This window comes from Alkalimonas amylolytica, assembly GCF_900107845.1.
GTDB lineage: Bacteria > Pseudomonadota > Gammaproteobacteria > Enterobacterales > Alteromonadaceae > Alkalimonas > Alkalimonas amylolytica.
Genome location: NZ_FNRM01000003.1, coordinates 60,404 through 82,663, shown reverse-complemented (window position 1 = coordinate 82,663; position 22,260 = coordinate 60,404). Strand labels below are relative to the sequence as shown.

General features: G+C 46.3%; 13 protein-coding genes. 11 read left to right on the top strand and 2 right to left on the bottom strand.

What is annotated here, in order from left to right:
* Positions 1 to 31: 31 nt before the first annotated feature.
* The 4 genes from BLW37_RS06590 to BLW37_RS06575 all read left to right on the top strand — a co-directional run bounded on the left by BLW37_RS06590 (position 32) and on the right by BLW37_RS06575 (position 5,184).
* Positions 32 to 2,518, top strand: coding sequence for a glycogen/starch/alpha-glucan phosphorylase (locus BLW37_RS06590; RefSeq protein ID WP_091341221.1), 2,487 nt, complete (start codon positions 32 to 34; stop codon positions 2,516 to 2,518).
* A gap of 421 nt (positions 2,519 to 2,939) precedes the next feature.
* A complete protein-coding gene (locus BLW37_RS06585) occupies positions 2,940 to 3,152 on the top strand; it encodes a hypothetical protein (RefSeq protein ID WP_091341220.1) in 213 nt (70 codons plus the stop codon).
* 201 nt (positions 3,153 to 3,353) lie between these two features.
* Positions 3,354 to 3,782, top strand: a complete 429-nt coding sequence (locus tag BLW37_RS06580; protein WP_091341219.1) for a MauE/DoxX family redox-associated membrane protein — start codon at positions 3,354 to 3,356, stop codon at positions 3,780 to 3,782.
* Between the two features lie 298 nt (positions 3,783 to 4,080).
* On the top strand, positions 4,081 to 5,184 hold the full coding sequence (locus BLW37_RS06575) for a ParB/Srx family N-terminal domain-containing protein (RefSeq protein WP_091341218.1): 1,104 nt from the start codon (positions 4,081 to 4,083) through the stop codon (positions 5,182 to 5,184).
* Positions 5,185 to 5,251: 67 nt separating this feature from the next.
* Here the strand turns inward: BLW37_RS06575 and BLW37_RS06570 are convergent, their stop codons facing one another.
* The gene (locus BLW37_RS06570; RefSeq protein ID WP_091341217.1) at positions 5,252 to 6,055 is read right to left on the bottom strand and encodes an outer membrane lipoprotein-sorting protein; all 804 of its coding nucleotides are present in this window, start codon (positions 6,053 to 6,055) and stop codon (positions 5,252 to 5,254) included.
* Complete coding sequence (locus tag BLW37_RS06565) at positions 6,049 to 8,400, bottom strand: efflux RND transporter permease subunit (RefSeq protein WP_091341216.1); 2,352 nt, start codon at positions 8,398 to 8,400, stop codon at positions 6,049 to 6,051. Before BLW37_RS06565 ends, BLW37_RS06570 begins: the two co-directional genes overlap by 7 nt.
* A gap of 966 nt (positions 8,401 to 9,366) precedes the next feature.
* Between BLW37_RS06565 and pabC the strand changes: the two genes are divergently transcribed.
* The 7 genes from pabC to BLW37_RS06525 all read left to right on the top strand — a co-directional run bounded on the left by pabC (position 9,367) and on the right by BLW37_RS06525 (position 22,210).
* Entirely contained in the window at positions 9,367 to 10,185 is an 819-nt protein-coding gene (pabC, locus tag BLW37_RS06555; protein ID WP_091341214.1) for an aminodeoxychorismate lyase, read from the top strand.
* Positions 10,186 to 10,391: 206 nt separating this feature from the next.
* The gene (locus BLW37_RS06550; protein ID WP_091341213.1) at positions 10,392 to 12,062 is read left to right on the top strand and encodes a class I adenylate-forming enzyme family protein; all 1,671 of its coding nucleotides are present in this window, start codon (positions 10,392 to 10,394) and stop codon (positions 12,060 to 12,062) included.
* Positions 12,063 to 12,097: 35 nt separating this feature from the next.
* Complete coding sequence (locus tag BLW37_RS06545) at positions 12,098 to 13,465, top strand: condensation domain-containing protein (protein WP_091341211.1); 1,368 nt, start codon at positions 12,098 to 12,100, stop codon at positions 13,463 to 13,465.
* 11 nt (positions 13,466 to 13,476) lie between these two features.
* Positions 13,477 to 14,616 carry an acyl-CoA dehydrogenase family protein gene (locus tag BLW37_RS06540; protein ID WP_091341209.1) on the top strand — a complete coding sequence of 380 codons (1,140 nt, stop codon included), beginning with the start codon at positions 13,477 to 13,479 and terminating at the stop codon, positions 14,614 to 14,616.
* 113 nt (positions 14,617 to 14,729) lie between these two features.
* Positions 14,730 to 17,387, top strand: a complete 2,658-nt coding sequence (locus tag BLW37_RS06535; protein ID WP_091341207.1) for an aminotransferase class III-fold pyridoxal phosphate-dependent enzyme — start codon at positions 14,730 to 14,732, stop codon at positions 17,385 to 17,387.
* Positions 17,388 to 17,453: 66 nt separating this feature from the next.
* Entirely contained in the window at positions 17,454 to 19,697 is a 2,244-nt protein-coding gene (pabB, locus tag BLW37_RS06530) for an aminodeoxychorismate synthase component I (protein ID WP_091341205.1), read from the top strand.
* A complete protein-coding gene (locus tag BLW37_RS06525) occupies positions 19,691 to 22,210 on the top strand; it encodes an AMP-binding protein (protein ID WP_091341202.1) in 2,520 nt (839 codons plus the stop codon). Before pabB ends, BLW37_RS06525 begins: the two co-directional genes overlap by 7 nt.
* Positions 22,211 to 22,260 lie beyond the last annotated feature (50 nt).

The following is a 22,260-nucleotide window of genomic DNA, read 5'->3' as shown; positions in this document are numbered from 1 at the left end:
TCAGGTGAGCTTCTAACCAACAGGATTGGCAATGACTAAGAAAACTACTTCCAAAAAACCGACTTCTGCCGCCTTGCAGCTAACGGCTGAGCAGCTGAAAGAGCGAATCGTACGTCATCTGCATGCGACCCTGGGCACGGATGTCAACAAAGCCAGCCCGCAAGCCTGGTGGCGGGCGACCTGTGCTGCTGTGAATGAATCCGTCTTTGATGGTTTACGAACGACACAGCGCGAGCACTACGAACAGGATACCCGGGCGGTACACTATTTTAGCCTGGAATACCTGATGGGCCGGTTATTCAGCAACAACCTGCACAACCTCGGCTTGTACCAGCCAGCCAAGCAGGCACTGGCTGAGCTTGGGCATGATATCGCCGAGCTGGAAGACCAGGAAGAAGACATGGCGCTTGGCAATGGTGGCTTAGGCCGTCTTGCCGCCTGCTTTATTGACTCGCTGGCCACCATGAACCTGCCAGCTGTAGGTTATGGCATTCATTACGAGCATGGCTTGTTCAAGCAGGATTTTCAGGCCGGGCGGCAAATTGAGCGACCCGACAGCTGGCGCGAATACGGCAATCCGTGGGAGATTTGCCGGCCGGAGTCGGTGCAGGAAATCTCAGTCTATGGCTATGTTGAAACCGTGTACGACTTGCAAGGCCGGATGAAAAAAGTCTGGCATCCGGGTCGTATCATCAAAGGGGTCCCCTGGGATATTCCGGTGGTTGGTTATCAGGGCAGCTCGGTCAATGTATTGCGGCTGTGGGAAAGCCGGGCCAGTGACTTTTTTAACTGGGACGTCTTCAACTCGGGTGGCTACATCGATGCATCGCGCGAAAACATTGAAGCAGAAACCATCTCCAAAGTACTGTATCCGAACGATGAAACCGAAGCAGGCAAGGAGCTGCGACTGATCCAACAGTATTTCTTCTGCTCTTGCTCGTTAAAAGACATTATTCGCCGCTACAAACGCGCCCACGGCGATAACTGGAGCAAGTTCCCAGAGCAAGTGGTCATTCAGCTGAACGACACCCACCCAGCGGTCGCTATCCCGGAGCTGATGCGTATTCTGGTGGACCGCGCTGATATGCACTGGGATGAAGCCTGGGGTATTTGTCAGCAGGTGTTTGCCTACACCAACCATACCTTGCTGCCGGAAGCGCTGGAAAGCTGGTCGGTGCGGATGTTTGAAAAAGTATTGCCGCGCCACCTGGAAATCATTTACGAAATCAATCGTCGTTTCTTGCTGGAGCAGGTGGATGTGCGCTGGCCGGGCGATAACGACAAAAAACGCAAACTCTCCATCATCGAAGAAGGCCATGAGCCGATGGTGCGGATGGGACATTTGTCGGTGGTGGGCTCCTTCCGGGTCAATGGCGTGGCCGAAGTGCACTCCAAGCTGGTGCAATCCGATTTGTTCCCGGAGATGGTGGCACTGTGGCCGGAGAAATTCACCAATGTCACCAATGGCGTGACGCCACGCCGCTGGTTAAAAGCCTGCAATCCACGGCTGTCCTCGATGCTGGATCGGCTGGTGGGCACCGACTGGCCAACCGATTTAAAGCAGTTGTCCAAGCTGGCTGCCTATGCCAATGATCCTAAGGTGCAGGATGACTTTATGGCCATCAAGCAGCAGAATAAGGCAGATCTGGCTAAAGTCATTCAGGATCTGACCGGTGTTGCAGTGGATCCAGCGGCTATTTTTGATATTCAAATAAAGCGGTTGCATGAATACAAACGCCAGCACCTGAACCTGCTGCATATTCTGGCGCTGTACCGTCGCATTTTGCAAAATCCGGATTACGACATGGTACCACGGGTATTTATTTTTGGTGCCAAGGCCGCGCCTGGCTACAAGCTGGCGAAAGAGATCATCTATGCCATCAACAAGGTAGCCGAGAAAATCAACCACGATAAGCGGGTGAAAGATCGCATCAAAGTGGTCTTTATGCCGAACTACCGGGTGACGCTGGCCGAGAAGATGATCCCGGCGGCCGATGTGTCGGAGCAAATCTCCACCGCCGGTAAAGAAGCGTCCGGTACCGGCAATATGAAGCTGGCGTTAAACGGTGCCATCACGGTGGGTACTTTGGATGGCGCCAACATCGAGATTGCCGAGGAAGTGGGCGAGGACAACATCGCCATCTTTGGTTTAACGGTCGATGAAGTCAAAGCGCTGCGTCAAAGTGGCTACCACAGCCGGGATTACTACCACAACAACCCGGAGATCAAAGCCATTTTAGACTGGTTGGAAACCGATTACTTCACGCCGGGCAAACCGGGCGAGCTCGCGGCCATTAAGCACAGCTTGCTGGAAGGTGGCGATCCTTATCTGGTGCTGGCCGATTTTGAAGGCTATCAGGCGGCGCAACAGCAAATCGATGGCTGGTACCGCGATAAAGCCGGTTGGGCGAAAAAAGCCATCATGAACACCGCCTGCGTTGGCAAGTTTACCTCGGATCGCTCCATCCAGGATTACGTGGACCGGGTCTGGCAATTAACTCCTTGCAAGGTAGATTGAAACGAGATTGAAGCTCAGAGGTCTCATCATGTCCCCGGTTTCAAGCCGGGGCTTTTGGCATATAACGCTGACTTCCTCGAACAATGCACGGATGGATCTACTGACCACGTTTTGTAACAGTGAGCAGAAAGAGTATCACTCTCAGTTTGATCTGTTTGTGAAGATACATTTTTACTACATTTCCCGGCTACAGAAGCGCTCATTGCATTGTTTGTTGAACGCTTCATTAACCTAAATGTCACTTGATGCCTTTAGCATAAAAATATCACCTAATTATCACAATTTATTGTTATGAATTGTGGTATGGTTTGTTGTTCTTTTTGCTTGCATTTCGCCTGAGAGTGGCTCTATGAAGTATCGCATGGACTCTGTTTTCTGAGCCGTTTGGGGTGGGTGCATTTTTAAATAAAATGGCGTGACTATGAGTGAAATAGATAGGCTGTTAAAATTACTCCATAAGATATACACAGATGGATATGTTCAGGGCAGGCAAGATGGCATTGAAGGGATGTTCATTGAGCCTCAGGTCATTCTGGATAATTATTTCAAAGATGAGGAGGTATATATTCAGTTATTTAAGCTTGATGTACTAAAAGAGGCCGACACAATGAAAAGCGCTGCTAGTATGCATTGACAATGCAGGTTCGAATTATGCTTGAGCAACACCCAACAAAAAGAACTGAAACCGAACATATTAGGGTTAGAGCACTTTACCTTGCTGTGTCTACTCTCTGCTATTGAGCTTAACCTCGCAATATTCAGTGCACGACAGCGATATTTTTTTCCGAAAGTTTATGGTCCAGAAAATATATGATGTATGGGAAAGGGGGACATTATGGGTATTAAAAAGGGAAGCTTTATTTTTATAAGCGTTTTCTTGGGAGTGATGTATTTATGGGTAGTTGCTGATCGTTTAGGGCTCTTGGGACCAGTTGGAAACCTTGGTGTTGTTTGGGGAGACTTTGATAACTTTTTGGAGTATACAGCTACTTTAAACCCTTGGTTCCCTAGAGTAGTGTCTGATATCTTGGGCTATTTAGTAACCTTTCTGGAGATTGTGCTCGGTGTTTTTTTGCTGGCTGGCATTCGCATAAAAGAGGCTGCTTTGGCAAGTCTCTCTCTGCTCTTGGTTTTCCTGTTGAGTATGCTGTTCTCGATCGGTTTCAAGGAGGCTTTTGATTACATAGCTTTTACGTTGGTTGTTGCAGCAGCTTCTGCACTTCTTTACAGGGAAGCAAAAGTAAGGAAGCTTGGATGGCTGTAGCCGATTCTGCGTTGAGTGGAAATCCACTTGGTTGCAAAGCATCTGGCAGATTAAGATTCGTTTCTACACTTATACTCTAAATAAGTTTGCTTGTTTTTTCTTATCCCATAGATAAATCTTGCGTTTGTTTATAATGTTCTTGCGCCAAAAGGATTGGCGCACTATCTTGTCTCTAAATATATCAATCTTAATTGATACGAAATCGTTTGTTATACGTATAAGTGGTAGTTGACTTGCAGCTATGCTTCATTCGCCCTAAAATGGGGCCAATACGTATGGCGGTTTACGGAGAGAAGTATTGAACGATCTATCATTGGAGCAGAAGTTAACGTCCGAGCTGAGCAGAGGCGATTTTTCAAGGATACTAACTCAGCAGTCCTATGAATATAAATCAATTTTTATCAACCGTATTCGGCCGGATAATAATAATGCCCGGTTTTTTCCTGCGGTGATAGCGTCTGATCAATTGTCATATCAAATAACCACAAGACGTTTAACGAAAGCACAATTGGTGGAGCGTCTTGATTGCAAAGACACCGTTGTAATTGGTAAATCTTGCATCGTAAATTGCTTTAATCGCGGTACAGTCGAATGGAAGAAGGCTAACGACACCATAGCCTCAATTCTTGAGTTGGCGGCACATGTATCCGTATCCGAACTTATTCAGGTACCCACCATTTACCCGTTGGAGAATGACAGCTATCAAATACTCACCGGGCACCGTCGCTTCTTTGCCATGGTGTACACTAATGGCATCGATGGTGCTGCACATTTTAAGGTGTATCACAATAAACCTTCGCTGCCGCGCACTAAACAATTCCAGGAGAATGCCAGTCGTGAAGATTTACCTAAGTATGGAAAACTACAAGCTTTTCAGGAAGCAATGCTGGAGCTGGATACATTAGGGGCTATGCGACAAAAAACAGAAGGTAAAAGTCTCACTGTGCGTGAAATTTCCAGTTTGTTGGGCATTTCTATGGGAGCATTTGATAATTATAATGTTTTGACTCGTTATCCGGCAGTCCTTGAAGCATACCAGAACGGTAACTCCACCTCTTTTATTGCGATGAAAAAAATTGTTGTTAATGAAGAGCAAAAAGTTAGAGAGCAAACCGGTCAGACGATGTTGAACATTGAGCAAAAGCGGGCCATTAATAAACAATTAAAAAATATTCTGAGTAATGCCAGAGTGGATAAGGGCACGCAGAAAAAGAAGCGTTACCGTTTGGGTACTGTTGACTCGCCTGAGCTGATGAAAGTTATACTGACAGAAAACCTGCTGGCAATGGATACTAGTATTGACTGGGACAGTATTAATTGGGCGCAGCCTAAAGAGGTTAATGAGGCGTTTGAACGTGTCGTCAGCTTCTTAAAAAACAGACTAGAATCACAACAGCCATAGTACTTTCCTGATAGAAATGCGCCCTGACAGACCAGGGCGCAGAGTTTTCATCGAGCCGCAGCTACTCTTATCGAATACGTGTAAGCGCAGCTTGGCTGAAGTCTTGTTCTGTCATACCAGTCCCAAAGCGATAGTTTTCAATTAACAGTACAGTGCTTTTGCCATTGGTGTGGTTGGTCATTTCCATATAGGCTGGGCGCCAATATTTGTTTTCGTACTGTTGATAGTCTTTGACAGTAAGAGTTTTAAGCAAGCTGTTACGGCGATCATAAAACTCTATTTGTATCGGTTGATGCATTGTTTTGTCCAGCCAGACGATTTGGCGCGTATAGCCGGAGTATCTGTCCACCGGGTAGTATTCTGACACGGTACAGTCATGGCCGTTCAGTGTTTCATCGCGAAGGTATTTATAGGTGTACTTTTCCACCTCAAAAGACGCCATATCTTCATAGGAAAATTCACTGCCCATGAAAGGGCCTGAGGCATTCTGTGACGAAATTCGTCTGACACGTCGCAGAGCTGGCAGATATAGCCATTGGTCATCAGGACCCACCGGATGAGAGTGGTTAAGAAAGGCGGTACCCTGCACATCTCGGGGCTCATCAAATATCACCAGGCTTTTGTCGCCACCATCCTGCACCTCCAAGTTACTGGTACGCATAACCCGCCGGCTTTCCTGGCCATTCTGATTCCGCAGGATCATGGTCATATCGGCCTGACTGTCACCCCAGCCTCTGTCGAGCTGCTTAGCTTTGACCGCAATGCTAAGGCCAAGCTCTTCTGCTGTCAGGCTGCTGGCTTCAGAACCGTATATGCCGAAGCTGACGATGAGCAAGGCAACTAAAATAGCGGAAACTTTGGATACTAACATGGTAACTTCTCCTTGGGGGTTAGCTGATTGTTTTCGATATCTTCATCCGGCTGAGCTGCAACAGCGGCTTTGTCGGTGGCGATCAGTAAGGATGGCAGAAATATAAAATCTATAATCAGGGCAACTGCAATGGTCGTAGCGGTCATAATGCCCATCTCGGCGTTCACCCGGTATGTCGATAAACCCAGAATTAAAAATCCGCCAATTAGAATGAAGGTTGTGATCCATAATGCCGGCCCTACTCGTTGGAAAGAGTAGTGGACTGCATCTTGTGGCGACATTTGCCGCTCGCGACGAGCGTGGAGGTACTTACTTATAAAATGTACGGTGTCATCAACTACAATACCCAGTGTTGTCCCGATAATCACGGATAATCCCAGGCCAACTTCGCCTACCAGCAGCCCCCAGATCCCAAAAGCGATACCTGCCGGCAACAGGTTTGGGAGTAAACTGATAAGACCATACTTAGCGGAGCGTAATGCCACTCCCAAAATCGGAGAAATCAATATCAAAGCAATGACAGAGCCAAACAACATGCTTTCAATATTCTTCTTACTGACATGAGCAAACATTAGCGAGATACTGGATGATTTTAACTCTAAGTCTGGGTATTGCTCAGCAAACCAGTCAGAGACGTATTCCTCCAACTCCAATAATTGATAGGTGCTGAGGTTTTTTAGTGTAACAACAAGTCGAGTAGCCGATTTATCCAAATTAACCTGGTTGTTTAAATCTAACCCCATCGGCAATGACATCTCATACAGCAACAAATATTGAGCGGCCAGCTCTTCGTTGTCAGGCAGCTTATACCATGAAGGATCGTCGTTGTGCATGTTTTTATTAAGACGTTTAAATATATCAGTTATCGTATTAACATGGTCAACTTCTGGCAAAGTACGAAGCCAGTCACTGAAATCGGCGATAGCAGCAATGACCTGGGGGTTGTTGATACCGCCAGTGACACCTGTCTCGATTGAAAACTCCAAGGTGTCGATACCACTGAGCTCTTGTTCCATCAACTCTGTAGCAGCCCTGAACGGCACTGACTCATCAAAGAACTCAACATACTTATCGTTTAATTCATTTTGAGGAATAAACAGCAGCATGCAAGCCATGACAATAACTGACCCTGGTAACAAGCGACGATGATGAGCTACTACGAAGTGGCTCATCTTGGTCATGAGTGGTGAGCCCTGATAGTTTTGTTGACTGGAAACCTTCATCGGTAACAGCGACAGTAGTGCTGGAAACAGAGTGATAGAGAGCACGAAGGCTATCATGACACCAAAGGCCACCATATTACCTAGATCCTGGAAAGGAGGTACATCAGAGAAATTCATAGTTAAAAAGCCAAGAGCTGTGGTAGCGCTGGTCAGAAAAATTGGCTTAAGATTTGTGCTAACACTGTCATACAACGCCTGATGACGCGTTTTACCCTGACGCATTTCATGAATCATTCCACTAAGAATGTGAACACAGTCAGCGACCACAATGGTCAAGATCATAATGGGGGCTGCTGCCGATGGTGGCGTAAGATAAATGCCGAGCCAGCCTGTAGCACCCAAGGTGACCGCAATAGAGGAGATCGCGATAATTAATGCAGCTATAGAACCAGTTATGGTTTTTAACAGCAAACCTATCGCCAGAAATACAACAATAAACATCAGTGGCACTAAAGTTTCGTTATCGTACAGAGCAGCTTCAATGAAAGCAACATCCATCATCACTAAGCCTGTAAGGTGAATGTCGACATCAGGATAGGTTTGCGAGAACTCTTGCTGCAGTTTGCGTGCATATTGACTAATGTCAGCTAACTCCTGCTCCGGGTCTACGCCTTGCTTTTGCACAGTGACATTGATCAGACTGACATGTCCTTGCTCCGAAATCAGCCGTTTTACCAGTAAAGGCTCTCTCAGACTAATGGCACGCAGCTGATCTAACATTGGTTGGTCAATTAGCTGTGGGTTGCGTACCAGATCTCCGACAATGAGTTCGTCATCGCTGGCAAAGCTGTGCTGAAAGTTGGTAAGCGAATCGACTCTGCTGACGTAGGGTATTTGCCAGGATCTATCTGTAAGGCTATGAATTAATTCAATATTTTCTCTTGTGAAAATATCGCGGTTTTTAGGGACCAATAGAAAAGCGACATTGTCGCTTTTGGCATAGACTGATTCCATTTGGTCAAAAGCTTGCAATTGCGGATTGTCTGGTTTGAAGAATACTCGGCTGTCGCCTTTGAAGACCAGCAAGCCTGCTCCCCAGCTAACAGCAATAATTATCGTCAAACATATCAGCAGCGTACTTATTGGCCGGTATACCACGGATCTAAGTAGAAAATCGCGCATTTTTAATACTCTCCATTATTAAGTTTTTCATGTAATTTGAACCTTAATCTTTTTTCTAGATATGCTATCCATGGATGTTACTTATAAATAATTTTTTCAAATGATTCGAAGTGTTTGTTTTTTTCAATATTGAATGCGATGTGGTATGCCTTAAGAGTGTTACCAAATAAGCCTCTATCGGCCATTAAATGTATCCAGGGAGCGAGCAGTACATAATCAGGGCCGTAAAAATAAAGCCAGAATAATGAAAAAACAATCCAGGTTAAGTAACTGTGCGAGATGTTGTAAATTGCATAAAATAATTTTGGTACATTCTTGCTTATGAATTTATAGTAAATTATGCCTGGGTAAAATCCTATAATATCAATACTCAAGAACAACGCGGTGAATAAATACCAATTGATGCTTTGATAATTCATATAGGCGAGCCAGACCATAACCAGTAACAAAGCGGTATGCTCGAGTCTGACAAGGTTATGGGTGTGAACAGTTTCATACTTGTTGTTAATATCCATGGTGCCATTGACCTTAAATTGGGTGGGGGTGCTTAATACTACCTCAGCCGATCATTTATTGTAAATAGCATGTACTGATAACTGCTTTTTCTGTAACCGCTTACTTACTTACGTGCGCTGCGATTGAGATGCTCTTGTCAATTTTTGATGCAGGTAACGGCTATCACGCAGAAATCTCCCCGCCCTCTTGACGTCTCACGCGTGAGATGTCAAGAGGGCAGGGGGGGGCTAAGCAGGGGTTGATTAATTCACTAAAATAACATGTTGACTTAGCTAATTTAACTGTTCTAGTATCTAACCACAGATGGTTGTGTAAAATCAGTTAACAGCTAAAAACTAAAAAGAGCTCCTGAGCGCATTGAACCTCAATTCCAATCGCCTCTTGCTGTAGAAACTGCCAGTTGTTCCAGCCGCAAAGATAGTCGTGAGAACTTGGCTTTAGAGACCCTTGATGATCATTGTAAATGGAAAGCAGCAAAATCAGATCGATGTGAAAGACCGTGGTCTTTGTTACGGTGATGGTTTGTTTGAAACAATAAAGGTGCAAGATGGAGTCCCTAAGTTATGGGGCATGCATCTCGATCGGTTGATTACTGGTTGCAGTCGACTGCGCATCCCGGTGCCTGATTCAGAGGGATTGCGCAGTGACGTTGACAAAGTGATTCATGCGAGTGGACCAAATCTGGTGCTAAAGCTTATTGTTACCCGCGGTGTAAGCCAGCGTGGTTACGCCTACTCAGGGGAGGAAAAGCCGACTGTTATAGTCATGTCAGCACCTGAGTACCAGATTAATGCAAATGACTACTTAACTGGTATCACTGCGATCATTTGTACTACCCGGCTCTCTCACAATGTGCATCTGGCAGGTATCAAGCACTTGAACCGACTCGAACAAGTGCTGGCCAGGGCAGAGTGGCACGACCCATTTATCAGAGAAGGGATTATGTTGGATGTTTCTGATTGTGTGATCGAAGGTACGATGTCAAACATCTTCATTGAGAAAGACGGTGTCTTTTATACACCACAACTAAGCCGAGCAGGCGTGTGCGGTGTGATGCGACGAAAAGTGATTGAAACCTTACGTGCAGAGCAGCGATTGGTCTGTGTGAAAGATATGGCCCTGACAGAGTTACTGAACGCTGACTCTGTAGCAATTTGTAATGCCTTATTGGGTGTCATGCCGGTGTCACGGATCGATAATACAGTGTTTGAGATTGGACCGGCTCTGAACGATCTTGTAGCTAAGAAGTTGCAGAATGCAGATGCCTAAGCAATACCTGCAGTAGTATCTAATGAGTTTTGTCCGTGACATGGCATTGATGCTGTTTTACGGATTGGAAAACCACTGGTTTACACCCATGGTTTTGCAACACATCCATATGCTGCATTTGTGCCCGCCTTTAAGGATGGGCATGAGTTAGTTTGCTGTTGACATTAGTGTAAATTAAATATAATTGCTGATAGCCCGGAGGCAGAATGTCCTATCATGACAATTTAGCAACGATAAAAAAGCTCCTTTTTAAGCGTGGTGAGCGACTGAGTGTCTCAAGTTTATTGGATGTTGCCAGTGAGCTGCACGGCGATAAACAAATATTTTTTCAACTGTCAGAGTGTGGAGCCACAGCATCGACTGCGTTCAGTGCTAAATCGCTTAAGAGACAAGTAAACCTCTACAGCAATATCCTGAAGAACAAATACCAGATTAAACGTTATGACCGGGTTGGGGTTTTGCTAAGTAACAGCATGGAATACCACTTATGGTTTATGGCGATTGTCAGGGCCGGTGGCATAGCGGTGCCGATGAATGGTGGCTTTGATAAAGCAGAACTTAATGAATATCTTGTTCAAACCGGCGTCAAATTACTAGTAACCGAGTCCAGTATTTGGGATCAGAGTTATCCTCCTCCACAGATAGCGCATTACCTGAGCCTGGATAACCATAATCTTGATGAGCGAGGCTGTTTTATTGAGGATGCCGCAAAAGGTCAGCCAGAAGAGTTTGAATGTATCCCCCTGAGTCCAGATGATGTGGTATTGATTGTTCATACCTCAGGTACTACAGGGATCCCTAAACCTGTGGTTCATACAGACTCGACATTGGTGGCTGTACTATTATCCAATTCTAAAGCAATTTTCACCTCGAAAGATGAAAAAATGCTACTGGCGATGCCTTGTAATCACTGGATATCACATTGTGCTTTTATCGTGACGCTGGTATCCAGCGATACCACCTGGTGGCTGATACAAAAGTACAGTGCACACTATATTTTGGACAGTATTGATAAATATAAAATTACCTGTCTGATTAGCTTTGCCGGCAACTACGCCAGGATGTATAACCAAGGCTTAGACAACTATCACCTTGACACGATAAAAATGTGGGTGTCGGTGGCGGATGTCAGCTATGAAGTCCATCAACGTGCTTTTGTGCAAAAGGGTGCATTGATTCGTGTGTTAGGGCGGGTCGTCGTTAAGTCACTGTTTATTGACTTGCTAGGTTCATCTGAAACCGGTGTTCCGGCGTTAATGCGCAGCGTGTCGTCATTTAGTAACCGGTTTGGTCGTTATCTTGGTCGACCAGTCAATAACAGTTTAAAAGTGAAAGTGGTTAACGACTTTGGTATTGAGGTGCCAGTGAACCAGCCAGGGCGCTTAGTGGTCAGTGGGCCTACGGTGTTCAAGGGATACTGGAATAACAGTGAGAAGATGCTCGGCGTCTTTCACGATAATTGGTGGTGGACCGGAGACATTGTATACAAAGACAAGCGTGGCCGCTTTTATCATCTGGACAGAGGCGTAAACCTGATCCAAACGAGCTCAGGGCCAATCTCTTCGTTGGTGTTGGAAGAGCAGGTGATTAAGGTGTCTGGAGTGTTGAATGCCTGTGTGCTTGGGGTAAGGCGTGACGACACTGATAGTGCAACTGTTGCCTGCGTTATTCAGTCCAATGTATGCCAGGAAAGCTATCGCACTATTGTTTCTGCGATAAAACAATGCGAACTGACCAAAGATATTGAACACTTTGTCTTTACCTTAAACGATTTCCCCCGTGGACTAACCGGAAAAATATTAAAAAGAAAGTTGAATGCTGATGTATCAGCGCTGTTACAGCAGCATGGCGATGAAATACTGCATGAATTTGGTTAAACCTAAGTGTCAGGTCATAAAACAGGAAAACTAAAATGAAACTAACACACCTGAATATGAATTATATTCTGTGGGGTAAGTTAATGAACTCCCACTCTGCAGAAATTATCCAGATAAGTGGAGACATTAATTTTGAGCGGTTACAGCAGGCGATTAACATCGCAGTAAACAAGCAGCCTGTTTTAAAGTGTTGTATTAAACGTAAGTGGCTGCGTTATTATTGGCACCCGCTGCCGGAAAATACACCTATAGCGATTGAGCGGTGTGATTACAGCGAACTAACGGATGATGAATTAAAGGCTAAGATAGCAAGCCATACTTGGTGCAGACAAGCCGATTATCAGACAGAGCGCCTGGTTCGGTTTTATCTGATAGACGCCGGAAATAAAGTCAGCTATCTGCAAAGTGTTTCGCATCACGCGGCAGCCGATGCTCAATCTGGATTTATCTTATTTAAAGACATTGCCGCGATATATACTGCATTAACTCATGGCACCCCTGTAGATAAAACAGAGCGCCGGGTCAATAATAGGGATGTTGGCCGTGTTTATCTGAATAAGCTACCGTTTACCGAGAGAGTTCGCATTTTTTGCAGAGGAATAAAGGCTTTTCTAACTAAGCCGGGTTTTGCCGTGTCAAGCCTTGATGTGGCAGAGCCTAAAACCGATGCAATGCGCTCGATATATACTGATGCTTTGCCCGATGAACTCTTACCTAAATTAAAAGCAACAGCAAAACACTACAATACCTCTGTTCATGTCCTGTTTGTTCTTGCCATGATTAAGTTCAAACAACAATTTAACCCAGGCACAGATAAGGCAGGCTTTCAACTCCTGGATGTCCTGACCTTAAGGCAGTTTTCTGATGAAGATGTTTCCATGTCTTATGATGCATACAGCATTAACCACTTCAAAGATTTCTATACAAACAAAAGTGATGAACAACTCATCGCTGACATCACCGCCTATATAACAGGGTTAAAAGCAGGGAAGATATTTGAAGACTGGTATCAGCAAAAAATTTGGGTTGGGGCTTTTTTGCTGCTGCCTCAGTGGTTGAAGGCCAAGTATGTTGCAAAAGTGCTGGATGACAAGCTAAGAAGCAATATGTTGATTTCTAATCTTGGTGTTTTTAACTTTAACTCCTACGCATTCGGTGAGGCAGACGTTACCGACTTTTTCAGTTTTCCAAACGTTGGTGGCCCGCTCCGGCTGGGTTTGTTCTTCTGTACATTCAAAGGTCGTCTGAAACTAACTTTGGTCTATGACGCACGTTGTTTTGAGCATCCGGTTAAACACTCGGTGATGGAGCCATTTGTCCAGGTTCTGCACGCTATATGCCGTGTGTCAGCAGATACAGAATCGGCAGTTGGTTATGGCTCTGAACTTGAAAAAATTGCTTAAAAGGAGTTGTTATGTTTTTGGCCCGGGAAAAATCTACAGTTGACCAGTTACTACCAGGACTTGCAGCAGCACTTAAGGCTAAAACCTTGATGGAGCTTGAGTCTGACGATGGCAGGCTATTGGTCAGTTATTTAAGGCAGTATGCCAACCCAGGACTTTTAGTGGGTGCTAAATTGGGTGGCATGGCTGTTGATCTGGTGTCCGCAGTACGGATTCACCGCTACATTGGCAGTTTATGTCCTTCACTGGCAGTTATGATGACCATGCATAATCACACGACCTACTGCCTTTCAAAGGCGATGGATGCTTCGTTGGCCAACAAAGATTCGCTACTCAGTGATGTTGCCCGTGACAAACTGGTGTTTTGTTCTGGCTTTGCTGAAGCCAAGCCTGGTGCTAACATTCTCAGTTCGTCAGTAACCTGTGCAGCCAGCAACGGTCACTTTGTTATTAACGGCAGCAAGAAACCCTGCACGATGGTTGATTTCGCGGATGTTGCTTTAGTGGGAATTACTAATCCGAATGCCGGAGAGGCAACAGCACGAGGTTTGTTGCTGGTCGACAATATGCGGGCAGACAAGATAGAAAAGGTACCATTTTGGCCGGCCTCAATCTTAACGGCGACCAGCAGCAACGAGCTGGTTTTTAATGGTTATAAAGCCACTGCCGGTAATGTTGTGCTGATGGAGGCGGGAGAGGCGCCAAGTACAGCTAAGCAGGCTATTGAAAACACGGAGCTCTGTGGTCTCAGTTGCTTCCAATTACTTATCGCCTCATCTTATCTGGGGGCTGCATCCCAACTTGCTGCACAGTGTTTTGCGGCAGCGCCAGCAAATGCGACAGACGCCAGCCAAATAGTGAACGAGCTGGAGTCGGCAGCTTTAGCTTTGGAAGGGGCGGCAGCACTGATCGATTCACATCAACCCTGCCAAACGTTGGTTGCTCTGAGTGTTAGCGTACGCACTATGGTAGCGCAGTGCATAGATCGCGCCAATCGCTTGGCTTTGATTGGTTTAGGTGGCATGCGATACCTGGCTAAAGAAGAGATCAGGTATTTGCTACAAGTCTCGCAATGCCTGAATTTTCATCCTTTGTCACGCAATGAGTCGGTAGAGTTAATTCAGCATGAACTGTGCCGGGCCAGTGACTGAGTGGACGTGTAACTGACCAGACTGATTGAGTTGTAACCTGAGCTGGCTTTTCGAACCCGGTGCAGCAGCTGCATTAGGGGCAAATTAATAATAAGGGTTGAGGAGAAACACCCATGTCGTTGATTAATCACTATCGAAAATTTTTGATAGGCAAACTCGATTTAGATCTTAATATTGTAAAATGTGAGAACAACAAAATATACACTCAGGACGGCAGGGTCGTGCGTGACTACTTATCACAGTATGGCGCTCTGCCATTTGGCCACAATCCGGATTTTTGTGCTAATGCCGTTATTGAACACTTGCAAAGTAAAGCGCCGGTATTTACCCAGCCAGTCTTTCAGAAAGCAACCGAAGAATTCGCACAGGAGTTAGTTGAGGTTCTGGGGGGCTGGGCCAATCATGTCACCTTTACTAACAGTGGCGCAGAGACGGTCGAGGTTGGTTTTAAGCTGGCCCGTATTAAAACGGGCCGTAAGAAAATACTCTCTGTTGATCGTTCTTTCCATGGTAAAACCTATTCCGCTTTGCTAGCCACCAATTCCCGGCGGCATAATATTGAGCACTTGCGTAACGATGACAAAAACTTCGACAAGATCACGCTGAACGACTTTGCTGCACTTGAACGCGAACTTGAGAGCCAGCAGTACGCGGCTTTCATTGTCGAGCCAATTCAGGGGGAGGGCGGCATGCATGTTGCGGATGTGGCCTGGCTTGCCCGTGCGCGCGAGCTTTGTAGTAAAAACCGCACAGTGTTAATCTTCGATGAAATACAAACCGGCTTAGGTCGCTCAGGTGGCATTTGCGTTGCGCAGGATATTGGTATCACACCTGATATCCTGTTATTGGCAAAGTCACTCAGTGGTGGGTTAATTCCAACCGGCGCAGCTGTGTATAGCAGCTCGGTGTCGACACCCGAGTTTGACCGGAAGCATAGCTCGACTTTTGCGAACAATGGCCTGGCTACCTGCGTTGGCAGGGCGGTGATCAGGGAATTGAGCAAAAACGACGGGGCAGCCTTGAAACACGTGAAAACTATTTCTGCGCTGGTAGATGATTGTTGCGCACAGTTGACGCTAAGGTATCCGGATATTTTTTCCTGGCGCGGTGCTGGCCTGATGCGTGCATTTCAGTTCCACGATGTGCAGGCAGATGCGAACTACATTGTTACTTACCTGCAAAACAGCGGTTCTTTGGCCTGGCTGATATGCAGCTATTTGCTCAACAGACACCAAATGCTGGTGATGCCGTTATTGTCTGATAAATGCTCCATTCGGTTTGAGCCACCTTTAAACAGCAGTGCAGAAGATATTGCCGACTTTTTTATTGCGTTAGAACAGGTGTGTATCCTGATCAACAATGGCCGTTACGACATTCTGATGGCCGGTCTGATTGAAAAACCGTACAGTGAACTGCCAGGTCTGGAGCAAGCCTTCCCGGCTGTTGTTGCACAGCAAACTGCGGCAACACAGTACGCCGGACAAGAGAAAAAGCGCGGTAAGACATTTGCCTTTCTAATGCATTTTACCGTGGTGGATGACTGCGTCCGTATGTTACCGCAATGTTTTCATCGTAACTTTACTGAAGCGGAGAATCGCCATTTAAGCAGTTTAATTATGGAAGTGGGGGCTGTGGATACCAGTCCGGGGGTTGCGCTGAAATTCTGTGTCAGCAATGCGCATGCTTTTGCCAACGGCATGATGATTATGAGCCCGATAGCGCCGCGCGATATGATGGATTTGCCTGCTGCAGAAAAAGAAAACCTGATCAAAGATTATATCGCAGTCGCACGGCGTGAAGGGGCTGAGTTTCTTGGCTTAGGTGCCTACACTTCGGTGATCACTCGGGGTGGCGAAAAAATGCTTGATGATATTGCTGGCCTGTCGTTCACAACAGGCAACAGTTTAACCGCCATTGCCACCACCGAGACGGTATTGGAGGCATCCGGCCGGGATCTGATCGGTGCTGTGATCAGTGTGATAGGTGCCCGGGGCGCTGTCGGCAAACTGATGGTCAGTGAACTGGCGCATTGGGGTGACAATATCATTCTGATGGGGCGGCCGGGTACCGAAAAGCATCTGTTACAGGAACTGCTGCCTTCACTTTGTCAGTTGGCGTTCAGCGCAGAACAACAAGCACAGCCGGGCTCAGTGATCGATAACATTCAAGGTTATGTGCATCGTGCTATGCCGGAATTGTCAGAGTACATTGGCGCTGGCAAAGCGGTTCCAGCCGCTGGGGTTGCGGCCGTTGTCGATCGCATTTTAGCGGACGATGTTGTTAACAGCCTGGGGTTAAGCACTTGTGATTGTTATAAAACAGCATTAGAGCAATCTGATTATGTGGTTTCTGCGACCAGCGAAGGTAAGCCATTTTTAAATACTGACTTTTTAAAAGAAGGCGCCATAGCAATTGATACCGCCCGGCCATTTGATTTTATTGTGCAGCCCGGGCAACGCGTTCAGGTCTTGGAAGGGGGCTTGGTGTTGCAGCCTGAAACACTAAGTTATGGCGACTGCAACATGGTTGGCCTGCCGCCGGGTGTCAATCTGGCCTGTTTGTCAGAAACCATCGCCTTGGCTATAGAAGGTTGTGAGGGACGCTTCAGTGTTGGGAAATCAATAGAGTATGCCCAGGCTCGATATGTCACTGATATTGCACGCAAGCAAGGATTCCTGCCACTGGGATATCAGGCACCTGCGCCAGCGGTACAGCAGGCGACCGTACCGGAGACTTCAGCAAACGAGGAACAATTAGCCGAGCTGAGTTAAGTACGACTTGCTTAGTGTTCGTTTAATTAGAAAACATGGTTTGCACTTATTGTATAAGGAGGTGCCGTGAAAATTCTTATTGTAGATAATTACGATAGCTTCACATTTAATCTGTATCAGTATGTCAGTGAAGTGTTCGCAGTTTTGCCGGTAGTGGTGAAAAACAATGATGTTACAGTCGACTATGAGCAATACGATGCGATAATTATTTCTCCTGGTCCTGGTACACCAAATAAAAAAGACGATATTGGGATATGTGAAACGATTATCAAAGAAACCACGAAGCCGTTGTTGGGAATTTGCCTTGGGCATCAGTCTATCGTTGCCGCTATGGGGGGGGAGGTTGAGATTTCTGGTGCACCCTATCATGGCCGAACAAGTAAAGTTTTGCATGGTGGTAGCGGCGTATTTGATCAGTTGCCAAACCCGTTAGAGGTAGTGCGCTATCACTCGCTTATTGCTTATCAACCGCTACCTAAAACATTAATTGCCACTGCTTTTACTGAAGACGGTTTGATTATGGGCGTTGAACACCGGCACCGACCAATGTGGGGCGTGCAGTTTCATCCTGAGTCAGTGTCTACCGATTGTGGGCGCCAGATTATTGAAAATTTCAAGACGCTGGTAGAACGACATAAAGCTGGCAGCATGAAGACGACGCTCAGAACAAATCGTGCACCAGCGCATATTAGCAGGCCTGTAGTCGTAGAGAAAACGCTATGGCGTTGTCAGTTTAAAGCACTGGACATGCAGCTTGCCCCGGCCATGGTGTTCGACAAGTTGTTCAGTCAGGCGCAATACAGCTTTTGGTTGGATACCAGCTCAGCGGCTAACGCCGAGGGCCGATTTTCATTTATGGGCGATGCATCCGGGCCTGCTTCTTATTGGTTTTGCTACGATGTAAAGGCAAAAACTGTCTCGATCGATGCGCAGGGAAAACGTACCAAGCGCTGTGTCGATTATCAGCGCTTTGTTGCCAATGCACTGCACGCAACTATCGAGGGTACCGAAGAGCTGCCTTTTGATTTTTGTGGTGGTCTGGTGGGGTTTCAGGGCTACGAGCTGAAATCAGAGACAGAGCCTGTTAGTAATAAACACTTGTCGGCACAACCTGATGCGGCTGGGCTTTTTGTCGACAGGTTTATTGCTTTTGACCACAAAACGGGGCTGGTTTACCTTGTCGCTTTGGACAAGGCCTCGGCGGACGACAGCGCAGTGGATGCCTCAGCGCTGTGGCTGGAGACGATGAGTCATGACTTGGCTGCGATGGTGCAACAGAACATCGCTAGTACAGTTGACGACATTGCGGTACGGCAAGCCTCTCATGATCCGAGCCAGCCGGTGCAGTTCATGCTTGAGGATGATTATCAGGCCTATATCGACAAGATAAGTTGTTGCAAGGACTACATCAAGCGTGGAGAAAGTTACGAAATTTGTTTAACAAACAGAATTCGTGCCACGCTCGGGGTGGAGCCATGGCCGCTGTATTGTGTGCTGCGTCAGGTAAATCCAGCACCAAGATCCGTGTATCTGCATTGCCCTGACTTTTCTGTACTTAGCTCGTCACCGGAGAAGTTCTTCAGCGTTGGCAGAAATGCGGTGGTTGAAGCCAAGCCAATCAAGGGCACACGTAAACGCGGTGTCACGCTGCAAGAAGATGCTGCTTTGATAGCTGATTTGGCAAACAGCGAAAAGGATCAGGCAGAAAACCTGATGATCGTCGATTTGCTGCGCAATGATCTGAACCGGGTTTGTGAGGCAGGTTCCGTGTGGGTGCCAAAGCTAATGCAGGTTGAGACGTATGCTTCGGTGCATCAGCTGGTATCCACCGTGCGCGGGCGTTTAAATGGCGACGAGTCATTGGCAAGTCTGTTTGCGGCTACTTTCCCGCCAGGGTCGATGACCGGAGCGCCGAAAACCAGAACCTTAGAAATATTGGATGAGCTGGAGTCGTCAGCACGAGGCATTTATTCCGGGGCTATTGGGTATATGTCGCTGAATGGTGCAGCTGAACTTAATGTGGCTATTAGAAGCTTGGTTGTGCGCGACGATCAGCTGGAAATAGGCGTGGGTGGCGCTATTACCTGGTTATCTGATGCGGAAGAAGAGTTTGAAGAAATCCTAATCAAAGCCCGGGCGCTGATGCGAGCAATTGCAAAGTATGCAACAGGTGACGAGAGTCATTATGCCGTCCAAGGCGCCGAGCCACAGCCTAGCCTGGTAATTGATCCATATGAAGAGGTTTTTTCAGATCCTTCTTATCTGAATGAACAAAACTACAAACTAAAAGAAGGCTTAGAAGCGTGTTAAAACATCATATAGTATTTGGCGAGTTAAGCTATGCTCTTGTGAGATTTGCTCTGACACTGTTAGTTGATGACACTTCTGAGCGGGTTTCGTTGGTGATTAAAAAATATTCTGATGAAAATTTACTTTACGGTGATATTAATCAGATTATTTTAGAGGTGGCAACGAAGAATAAGATTTTGTTGAATGAGAAACAGCTTAGTAAAGTGTCAGTGTATGAAAATGACACTGATCTGGAAATTAATGAGCCGCTAGTTGAAATAGAAAAAAAACTAATGGCACTGGGGATTTATCATAACAGTATTGTGAGTTGGCTGATTGACTCCAAACAAAACAGTGGCAATGCATCTGACAGCAAATATGGCACTGGTACCTATGCCCGGTTAGAGAAGTATGTGCATAACGATAATGCTCTTGTTGAACATTATAGCCCTGCATCTATTCGTTTTGGTAATATATTCGGCCCGGTTGGACGTTATCAGGATATTATTGATACACCGCTGAATAATTATATACATGGCATGATTGATTTTTCAGCCCGTCACAACAGTAGCAAGGTACGCACCTATGTCAGTGAAACGCTGTACCTGTGCTTCTCATCCTTTCTGCATTATTGTCAATTCATTTTAGATGATACTTATGTCCGGGGTGAAAATATAGACGTGCAGCATCAATATACAATACCGTTGAAAGACTTTATTTATTCTGTGGCAAAAGCACTCAGTATAGATGTGGCTTTTATCGATAATGCCGGTGAAGAGTTAAACGCACAGGAAAAGTACTTTGCACAAATTCTCGACACTGCCGGTTTGGTAACAAGCCAGGGCTGTCATGCCAGATTATCGGAGATGGCTGATTCTGAAGCGCGGCGTAATTTTTTATCCTTGGTCGAGAAGTCGGTGTACGAGGCTGCCCGTTGGCGAAGTGACATTACCGCTGACGCGCTACTATTTGCCAAAGAAAAGCGCTTTGAACACTATTTTAATTTTGGCGATAAAATTGTTGAAATATCAAGAAGCATTAACGGCGAGAAAACGGCAATATGCCATGCTGCCGGCTCAATGAACTACGGCTTGATAGAAAACAGCATCATGAACTTTGTTTCTAATATGGTGAAGCTTGGTGTGGTGCCAGGCACACGCGTTGCTATTGTTGCCAATGACAGCCCGAGCTTTGCAATAGCGGTGTTGTCACTGCTGTACTCTGGTTGTGTCGCGATTATAGTTAACCCACTACTAAAGCTCTCCACCATTGTCCAGGCGCTGGGATCGGCAGAAGTGAGCCATGTGCTTGCAGACAAAGAGTTTATCAGCCTATGTCGGGATAACAGTGAAGTTCCCGCCAATGTTATCCCGACTATATCGGATATCTATGACATTGCATCTGAGCAGCCCTGCAACCTATCCCTTGAAATAACCAGATGGTTGCCAGCCAGAACCCGGCCATTTGATGAGGGGATCGGCATGTTTACTTCCGGCACGACCGGCATCCCTAAGCTTATTATGCATCGGCATCAGGATTTTGTCGTGGCCGCAGAGCGTTATGCAGCTCAGGTACTGAATATTAATACCAGTGACAGAGCATTCTCAGTGTCGAGAATGAGCTTCGCTTTTGGCTTGCACAATTGTTTTAATGCGCTCTTTAATCGCGCAACAGCCATCATTTCACCGAAAGACCTGTCAATTGATGACATTGTGGCTGCAATAAAGCTATACCAGCCAACTATTTTATACGCCGTACCAACGGTATACCAGTTTCTGATTAATCATCCAGCGATACAGCCAGACGACTTTAAAGCAGTGCGCTGCTTTGTCTCCGCTGGCGATCGTATGCCGGTTGAGCTTAACAGAAAATGGCAGGCCAAATTTGATGCCTCGATTCTAGACAGTCTCGGGTCAACTGAAGCATTTAGTACCTACATTACCAATATACCTGGCTCAAGCCGCGCTTTTGGCTGGACAGGAAAGATTGTACCTGGTTTTGCAGCCAGGATTATCAATGAACGCGGTGTCATCTGTGGCCCAGGCGATATAGGTACTTTATGGCTAAGAGGCCCCACCTTACCGAGCAGATACGAAAACCATGGTGCAGCAACAGCATCACGTTTTCGTGATGGTTGGTATTGCACCAACGATATGTTTGTACGTGATCAGCAAGGTTATTTTAGTTTCTTCGGCCGCTCGGATGATGTGGTGAAGGTGTCAGGGCAATGGGTAGCGCCACAGGATATTGAAGACGTGCTGCTTGGCCATCCGGATGTGGTTGAAATTGCTGTGTTAGCTGTTGGTGATAACGAAACAACCACCCGAACAAAAGCGTTCGTTGTCACCAACAGGCAGGATCAGGTGCAGTTTACGAAAGAGTTAAAGCAGTATGCCCGGCAGCATCTCGAACGCTGGAAGTACCCGCATTTGTTCCAGTTTGTCGAAGCTCTGCCAAGAACCGTCACCGGGAAATTGCAACGAGAAAAGCTCAGGCACTTAATGACAGCTGCTGCCCAGGTTGAAGTTACTTGAGCCGAAACCGGTTTTGCACAGCAAGATCGGAAGTGCGCCCAAGCAAATAC